The sequence below is a fragment of the bacterium genome (genome assembly GCA_039961635.1).
Lineage (GTDB): Bacteria > 4484-113 > 4484-113 > JAGGVC01 > JAGGVC01 > JABRWB01.
Genome location: JABRWB010000021.1, coordinates 48,981 through 56,569, shown reverse-complemented (window position 1 = coordinate 56,569; position 7,589 = coordinate 48,981). Strand labels below are relative to the sequence as shown.

9 protein-coding genes are annotated in these 7,589 nt (G+C 59.6%); all 9 read left to right on the top strand.

Annotation, left to right across the window (positions count from 1 at the left end):
• The first annotated feature begins 336 nt into the window (after positions 1–336).
• The 9 genes from HRF49_03640 to HRF49_03600 all read left to right on the top strand — a co-directional run bounded on the left by HRF49_03640 (position 337) and on the right by HRF49_03600 (position 7,482).
• Positions 337–1,284 (top strand): ABC transporter permease, encoded by a 948-nt coding sequence (locus HRF49_03640; protein ID MEP0813743.1) that lies wholly within the window; start codon positions 337–339, stop codon positions 1,282–1,284.
• A 159-nt stretch (positions 1,285–1,443) separates the two neighbouring features.
• Entirely contained in the window at positions 1,444–1,662 is a 219-nt protein-coding gene (locus tag HRF49_03635; GenBank protein ID MEP0813742.1) for a cold shock domain-containing protein, read from the top strand.
• A gap of 201 nt (positions 1,663–1,863) precedes the next feature.
• Positions 1,864–2,082, top strand: coding sequence for a cold shock domain-containing protein (locus tag HRF49_03630; protein ID MEP0813741.1), 219 nt, complete (start codon positions 1,864–1,866; stop codon positions 2,080–2,082).
• Between the two features lie 59 nt (positions 2,083–2,141).
• A complete protein-coding gene (locus tag HRF49_03625; GenBank protein MEP0813740.1) occupies positions 2,142–2,444 on the top strand; it encodes a hypothetical protein in 303 nt (100 codons plus the stop codon).
• A 41-nt stretch (positions 2,445–2,485) separates the two neighbouring features.
• The gene (locus HRF49_03620; protein ID MEP0813739.1) at positions 2,486–3,727 is read left to right on the top strand and encodes a protein kinase; all 1,242 of its coding nucleotides are present in this window, start codon (positions 2,486–2,488) and stop codon (positions 3,725–3,727) included.
• A 193-nt stretch (positions 3,728–3,920) separates the two neighbouring features.
• Positions 3,921–4,964 carry a hydrogenase expression/formation protein HypE gene (hypE, locus tag HRF49_03615; protein MEP0813738.1) on the top strand — a complete coding sequence of 348 codons (1,044 nt, stop codon included), beginning with the start codon at positions 3,921–3,923 and terminating at the stop codon, positions 4,962–4,964.
• Between the two features lie 201 nt (positions 4,965–5,165).
• A complete protein-coding gene (locus HRF49_03610; protein MEP0813737.1) occupies positions 5,166–5,597 on the top strand; it encodes an Rrf2 family transcriptional regulator in 432 nt (143 codons plus the stop codon).
• 70 nt (positions 5,598–5,667) lie between these two features.
• Positions 5,668–6,009: a nitrous oxide-stimulated promoter family protein gene (locus HRF49_03605; protein ID MEP0813736.1), complete on the top strand. Its 342-nt coding sequence runs from the start codon at positions 5,668–5,670 to the stop codon at positions 6,007–6,009.
• A gap of 9 nt (positions 6,010–6,018) precedes the next feature.
• Positions 6,019–7,482, top strand: a complete 1,464-nt coding sequence (locus HRF49_03600) for a DUF438 domain-containing protein (GenBank protein ID MEP0813735.1) — start codon at positions 6,019–6,021, stop codon at positions 7,480–7,482.
• Positions 7,483–7,589: the final 107 nt, after the last annotated feature.

The window sequence follows — 7,589 nt, the reverse complement described above, 5'->3', positions numbered from 1 at the left end:
AGGTGATCTTGGAGACGTTGGAGTTGGCGTCGTATTCGTAATGTGGCCCCGGCTTCCAGCCGGGGAATTTTCCGAGGCTGAAAGCCTCGGGTACCTCGCGATTGGCCCCGGTTGGATCGTATGCGTATGGTAGCGCAGGCTTCCAGCCTGCGATTTCCGAGGCTGAAAGCCTCGGGTACATCACCCGCCCGGCGCACCGGGCCGCCCCGAAATTGGTAGTTTTTTCGAAAGCCAAGAGCGGCCACCTGCCGCGCATCTGCGGCATTTCAATTATACAGTTCTTATTCACATCCCGCAACTCCCCGCGCGCTACAATACCCCGGCTTCTAGCCGGATATGGCCGGATTCATACTCACGTTAAGGCGGCTTGCGCGCAACAAGACGAGCGTCATCGGGCTCGCCATCGTGCTCGTCGTAGTGTTCACCGCGCTTTTGGCGAACTTCATCGCGCCGTACGATCCAATCGAGCAGATAAAGGGAGTGTCCGGCGTCGCGCCCTATTCGCTTCGTCCGTTGTACGATCGCGAACGCGAGAAATACGGCGAAAAGACGTACCGGGAGATGGTCGCGGAAACGATGGCGATGCCGGATTCAAAAATCGTAAGCGAGTTTTACCTCGGCACGGACATCCACGGCCGGGACATCCTCTCCCGCATAATCTTCGGCACACGCATCTCGCTTTTGGTCGGCATCGTGAGCGTACTCATAAGTGTGGCAATCGGGATTTTCATCGGCGCGCTGTCCGGTTATTTCGGCGGATTCCTGGACTCGCTTTTAATGCGAATCACCGACACGTTCTACGCGTTCCCCGGCATTTTGCTGGCGATCGGAATACTGGCGATATTCGAGAAGCCGGGGTTGTGGGGGCTGTTCGTCGCGCTGGGAATAACGGGATGGACAGGGATAGCGCGCGTCATCCGCGGACAGGTGCTCTCGCTGCGCGAGCAGGAGTTCATCGAGGCGGCCCGGGCCGTGGGAGCGAGCCATTTCCGGATTATCTTCCGCCACATCGTGCCCAACTGCCTTGCGCCGATCATCGTGCTCGGCACGCTCGGCGTGGCGACGAACATTCTTTCGGAGGCGGGGCTGTCGTTCCTCGGGCTGGGCATCGCGCCTCCCGCGCCCAGCTGGGGCCAGATGCTGGCCGACGGGCGCAACTATATGACGACCAAGCCGTGGCTGGCGGTGTTTCCGGGATTGGCCATAGCGATTACGGTTCTGGGATTCAACCTTTTCGGCGACGGCCTGCGGGACATCCTCGACCCGCGGATGAAGAACAGATAACAGCTTCCCCTTGACAATTCACATAAGATGCGGATATCATTTGACCGCTGGGAAGGTTGTAAGTTGCATCAGCTTGATCGTCCGGTTTGCCAGATCTTCATGTATGACGCAGCAAGACCCCTTAGCAATACTGTACCGTATCGTGCATGGAGGAATTAAATGGCAGAACGCAGCAGAGGACGCGTGAAGTGGTTCAACGCCGCAAAGGGCTTTGGATTCATCGAGCGTGAGGGGCAGTCGGACGTGTACGTCCACTTCTCCGAGATAATGGGCGGCGGATACCGCGAGCTTCACGAGGGTGAGACGGTCGAGTTTATCGTGGCCGACACGCCCAAAGGCCCGCAGGCCACCCAGGTTCAGCGCCTCGGCCATATGTAAAGGCCGCGCCGGGCTACCGGCAAAATCAGACCATTCCGGCGGGGGCGAATCCGCCCGCGCCGGTTTTTCGCGCGTGAAACCGCAATCGGCAAGGGGGAACTTCGTTTGCCGTTTCATCCCGTTGACATTTGGGGGAGGGAAAATGCATAATCGGGACGTGCGGGTTCGACCCGCGCGCCGCATCAAACTTTGGAGAGTGATATGTCGGAACGTGAGAAAGGCCACGTCAAGTGGTTCAACGCAGCGAAGGGCTTCGGATTCATTTCCCGCGAGGGAGCACCGGACGTTTACGTGCACTTTTCGGAAATTATGGGCGGTGGATACCGAGAGCTCGACGAAAACGAGCTTGTGGAATTCTCCGTCAAGGATACGCCGAAGGGGCCGCAGGCCATCCAGGTCGTGCGGATTACCAAAGGCTAGCGCTGCCGGGAAACGATCTTTCGGCTGGAATTTCGCCGCCGAAAAGGGGAACTTGCGCCATGGGCTCCGTCAATTTGTTCGAATGCAAATCCTGCGGTTACGGCTGCGAAGTCGGCGGCGGAAAAGATAGAGGCTTCCTGGCCGTCACGCAGACGTTTAAATGCGAGGAGTGCCTTGAGCTTTTCGACGGCTGCGTCGGGACTATTCTGGTGGACGGCGAGAATCCGCAGTTGAAAAAACGGCGGCCGCGTTGCCCGAACTCCGCAAAGCACAGAATCACGCCGTGGAACCATCCCTCCCCCTGCCCCAAGTGCGGCGGCGACATGGAGCGAAACGAGGAATACCTTGTAATGTGGGACTGAGTTCCAGAACGCGATGCCGCGCTGCGCGATAATCCCCGCCGGTGAATTCGATCCAGCTTCCTTCGCGCATCGGGCGCTACGAAATCCGCGGAATCGCGGGCCGCGGCGCGATGGCCGTCGTGTACGACGCGTACGACCCGGACAATAACCGGCGCGCGGCCGTCAAGGTTTTCCGCCCCGAAGCAGACCTGACCGAGTCGCAGGTGAACGAGCTGCTCGCCCGGTTCGAGGCGGAAGCGTCTGCGGCAAAGAGCATCGCCAACAGGCATGTGATTGAAATTTACGAGGCGGGCCGCGATGGCGACAGGCACTTTATCGCGATGGAGTTCATCGAGGGCTCGAACCTCAAGGAGCTTTTGGAGCTCGGCACGAGTTTTTCGCTTTCCGACGTGAGCGACATCGCTCTTCAGGTCGCGGACGGCCTCGACGCCATCCACCGGCTGGGCATCGTCCACCGCGACATCAAGCCGGCGAACATCGTGCGAACCGCCGAGGGCCGCATATTCATCACCGACTTCGGCATCGTCAAGCTTTCCGAGGATGCGACGTTTTCGCAGGAAGGCTCTATAGTCGGCACTCCCAATTACATGTCGCCCGAGCAGATCCAGGGCAGCCACAAGGCGAAGGTTGACCACCGCAGCGACATTTTCTCGCTCGGCGTCGTGTGTTACGAGCTTTTGACACGCCGCAAGCCGTTCGAGGGCAAAGACATCACCCAGACGATGTACAACATCACGCACGTTCATCCGGCCAGCCCGCTTATATACAACCCGGAGCTTCCGCAACGGCTGGAGAACGTTCTTTTCCGCGCGCTCGCAAAGAACGCGGACGACCGCTTCCAGCGGGCGAAGGATTTCGCCGTGGAGCTTGCCCGCGTCGAGCAGGAGGAGCACCTGAAGAACGTGACGTTCGGCGGCGCGCAGGCGCGCAGGCCGGCGTCCGTCGCGGGAAAGACCGCTGCCGTCGGCGCGGACGACATGCCGCTTTACCTGAAGCGGGAGCAGGGCGTCGCGCAGCTGACGGGTTATCCGCGCACCAGGGCGGCCATCGATCCCGGCCGGCCGGTTTACTGCGCGGACTGCGGAATGGAAAACGCGGCCGAGGAGACCTATTGCGTCCGCTGCGGGATGAGGCTTCTCAAGCGCACCGAGTTCGTGGACGAGCTCAAGCGCGCGGGACGGATCGCGCCGCATCCGCTTATTCCGCTTTACTACATAATCGTGAACGCGCTGGCGGTGGGCGTGCTGGTGCTACTGGTATGGCTTCTTCTTAAGTCGGGGTAGCAGCCATCCGGCAATGGATAAAAGCGTTTCGCTCAATTCCAGCTCACCCCTGCCGTCTGGCAGCGCCGTTGTGATTTCGGAATACGTCGGTTCCAGCGGTTGAATAACTCAATCGGCCAAAGCGTACTCTGGGCTATGATCGCGGGCACTGCGCCGTTGCCCGCGCATTGCCCGATGGCATAAAATCTCCACGATGGAAGACCGGATAAGGCTTGCGCACGGAGCGGGAGGGTTGCTCTCCCACAGGCTGCACGCGTTCATCATCTCGCGGCTGGGCGGTCAGGATCCGGCGATGCTCGCGGACGGCGCGGTGCTTTCGCCCGACGACATCGGGCTTGCGGCGGGCGGGCGTATTGTTTTCACGACGGACAGCTATGTCGTTTCACCGCGGCGGTTTCCCGGCGGGGACATCGGCAAGCTCGCGGTTTGCGGCACGGTGAACGATCTCGCCGTGATGGGGGCGCGCCCCGCCGTCATATCGCTCGCACTCGTGATCGAAGAAGGGTTGCCGACCGCGGAACTGGGCGAATATTTGGACGGCGCGGCGGCGGTCGCGCGCGAAGCCGGAGTGCGAATCGTCACGGGCGACACGAAAGTGGTGGACCGCGGCGCGGCCGACGGAATATTCATCAACACGAGCGGGATCGGCGCGGTTCCCGAAGGCGTCGAAGTCGGCCCGCACCTGGCGGCGCCCGGTCAAAAGATAATTCTAAGCGGAACGCTGGGCGAACATTCGATAGCGATTGCGGCGGTGCGCGAGGGGCTGTCATTCGCCGGGCAGGTCGAATCCGATTGCGCGCCGCTGGCGGAGATGATCGGCGCGGTACTCGCGGCCGCGCCCCGCAAGGTGAAAGCAATGCGCGATCCGACGCGCGGCGGGCTTGCAAGCGTACTTAACGAAATCGCCGCAGCCAGCCAAGTTGATATCCGGATTTCGGAATCCGCAATACCGGTTTTGGACAAAGTCCGCGGCGCGTGCGATCTGCTCGGATACGATGTGCTCCACCTTGCGAACGAGGGCAAGTGCGTGTTCTTCGTCGAAGACGACGCGGATTCCGTAGCAAGTGCGCTCGATGCGCTGAAAAGCCACAGGCAGGGCAGGGAGGCGGCGATAATCGGTGAGGTCGTCCGGAAAACGGATGCGTCGCAAACGCCGCGGGTCTTACTTGAAACCGAAATCGGCGGAAGCCGCATTGTGGATGTTCTAACGGGCGATTTGCTGCCGCGTATTTGCTGACTGGATGCGCAGCGTGAAGTTCGACGCCGTATGCCGCTTGTGAACTTCGGTGCGTTGTTGCGCCATTTTACCCCGTAATTTCGTACCATCGTGATACTGCGCACAACAACAATCACAATTGACCGGTTGCCGAAACTGTGGTTAAATAGTACCGTATTACCTGTATCGGCGGATTTGCGGTAGTTTTCAGGGGGCATTGTCATGTCTGAAATGCTTAAAATTTCCGAAGCTGCAAACCTCGCTATGCACGGGATGGTGCTTCTCGCTGCGCGCGACGGCAAGGCAGTATCCACGCGCGAAATGGCCCAATTGATGCACGTCTCTGAAGCGCACCTTTCCAAAGTTATGCAGAGGCTCGCAAAGGAAGGATTCGTCAACTCGGTGCGCGGACCGAACGGCGGATTTTCGCTTGGCTATCCGGCCGAGGATATCACGCTGCTTGAGGTATACGAAGCGGTTGAAGGACCGCTAGAATCCAAGCGTTGTCTGCTGGGAGTCCAATTGTGCGACGGCAAACAGTGCGTGCTGGGCAACTTGATGTCGCGCGCGGACGCGCTCATCCGCGAGGAACTTGCCAAATCGCGGCTTTCGGAAGCGGCTGGCTCGCTAAAAAAACTTCTTCGCAAGAAGTAGCTCAAAGCGCCAGGCGTGGAAAGACGGGGTATAAAGTCGCACCGCCGCGTCCGGCGCGGCGGTACCGGCCATGCAATTTCGATTCGCTTCATCTTGGCGCACGCGCATCAAACCTCCGCGCGAGGCGTTGGACCGCGACCTTGTGATTTTGCACAGGTTTGTCGGGGTTTACTGCCGGAAAAATCATGGCACCGAGCCCCGCGAGCTTTGCGATGAGTGCGCGGCGTTGTACGATTACGCGCGGCGGCGCAGGGAATGCTGTCCTTTCAATCCGAAGCCGAAATGCAAGGACTGCCCGGCGCACTGCTACAAGCCCGCAATGCGAAAGCGCATCAAGGAAGTGATGCGGTTTTCCGGCATTTACTTCGTCAAGCGCGGACGAGTGGACTGGCTTATAAAGTATTTCTTTTAGAGGCGTCAAATGAAAATCACACCGAAAACTCGGCTGTTCGATCTTCTGTCCTTGTATCCGTTCCTGGCGGACTTTCTGGCCGCGTACAATCCAAAGTTCTCGCTTCTGCGCAATCCGGTTCTTCGAAACACGCTGGGCCGCACGGCGAATTTGAGCAAGATCTGTACGATGGGCGGAAACGACCTATCCGAGCTGGCCGCGGCCATCGCCGCAAAGATAAAGGAAAAGACAGGCCAATCGCTTCCGGTCGAAATCGACGTCCCCGGCAGTGACGAGGGAGCGCGCAAGGAAATTTTGAAGGGAATCATCCGCGACCTGCATGCAGGTGTTGATTTCGGCGAGCTGAAAAAACGCTTTCGCGACCTGGTGGAGGATGTGGATGCATCCGAAATCGCGGAAATGGAGGAGGAGCTTGTAAAGGAGGGCATGCCCCGCGAGGAAATCAAGCGCCTGTGCGATGTCCATGTCGAGATATTCCGCGATGCGCTGGACAAAAAGCACGCGCCCGACACGCCTCCCGGCCACCCGGTGAATACCTATATGGCGGACAACCGGCTGCTCGAAGCCGCGGCGCAGGAAATCCGCGAAATTCTTTCCGCGATCGGTTTGCCGCCTGATGAATCGCGGTTCGCGGCGGAATACGGCCGCCTCTCGTCGCTGCTCGACACGATTGGCAAGCTGGAAAACCACTACATCCGCAAGGAAAACGAGCTCTTCCCATATTTGGAACGCCATGGAATCACCGGCCCGCCGCATGTGATGTGGGCTGTGCATGACGACATCCGCGCATTGCTCAAGGACGCCCGCGCCGCGTTCGCGTCCGGCGACACCGAGACGCTGGTCAAGAAAGGGCAGGTTCTCGCGACCGCTGTCATAGACATGGCCTACAAGGAGGACAACATCCTTTTCCCGATGGCGCTCGAAATCCTGACCGACGCCGAGTGGGCGGAGGCGCGCCGCGGCGAGGACACCATCGGTTACGCACTGGCCCAGCCGGGCGACGAGTGGAAGGCGGAAATCGCGGAAGAGCTTTTCGACGAGACGGGCGGAGTGGCCGGCCTGGCGCGCGGACTGCCGCTCGACACGGGGCTTTTGACGCTAGAGCAGGTCAACCTGATAATGCGCCACCTGCCTGTAGAGCTATCCTACGTGGACGAAAACGACACGGTGCGCTATTACACCGAGAATTTGGGCGACAAGATTTTCCCGCGAAGCCCCGGCGCGATCGGCCGCAAGGTGCAGAACTGCCATCCCCCGGAAAGCATCCACATCGTAAACCGGATTTTGGACGAATTCAGAAGCGGCTCAAAGGACGTGGCCGAGTTCTGGATTCCGTTCCAGAACAAATTCGTGCATATCCGCTATTTTGCGGTAAGGGACGCGCAGGGCAAATACCGCGGCTCGCTCGAAGTCGTACAAGACGTAACGCCGATCAGGGCGCTTGCGGGAGAGCGCAGGCTGCTCGACTGGTAAACCGAATTCGATTTACCGGCGGTTTTCAGTGGCCGAATCCGCAGCAGTCGGATACAATCCGCTTGCCGATGGCCGAGCAATCGCTGGCGGAACGCGCGGCGGTTTTT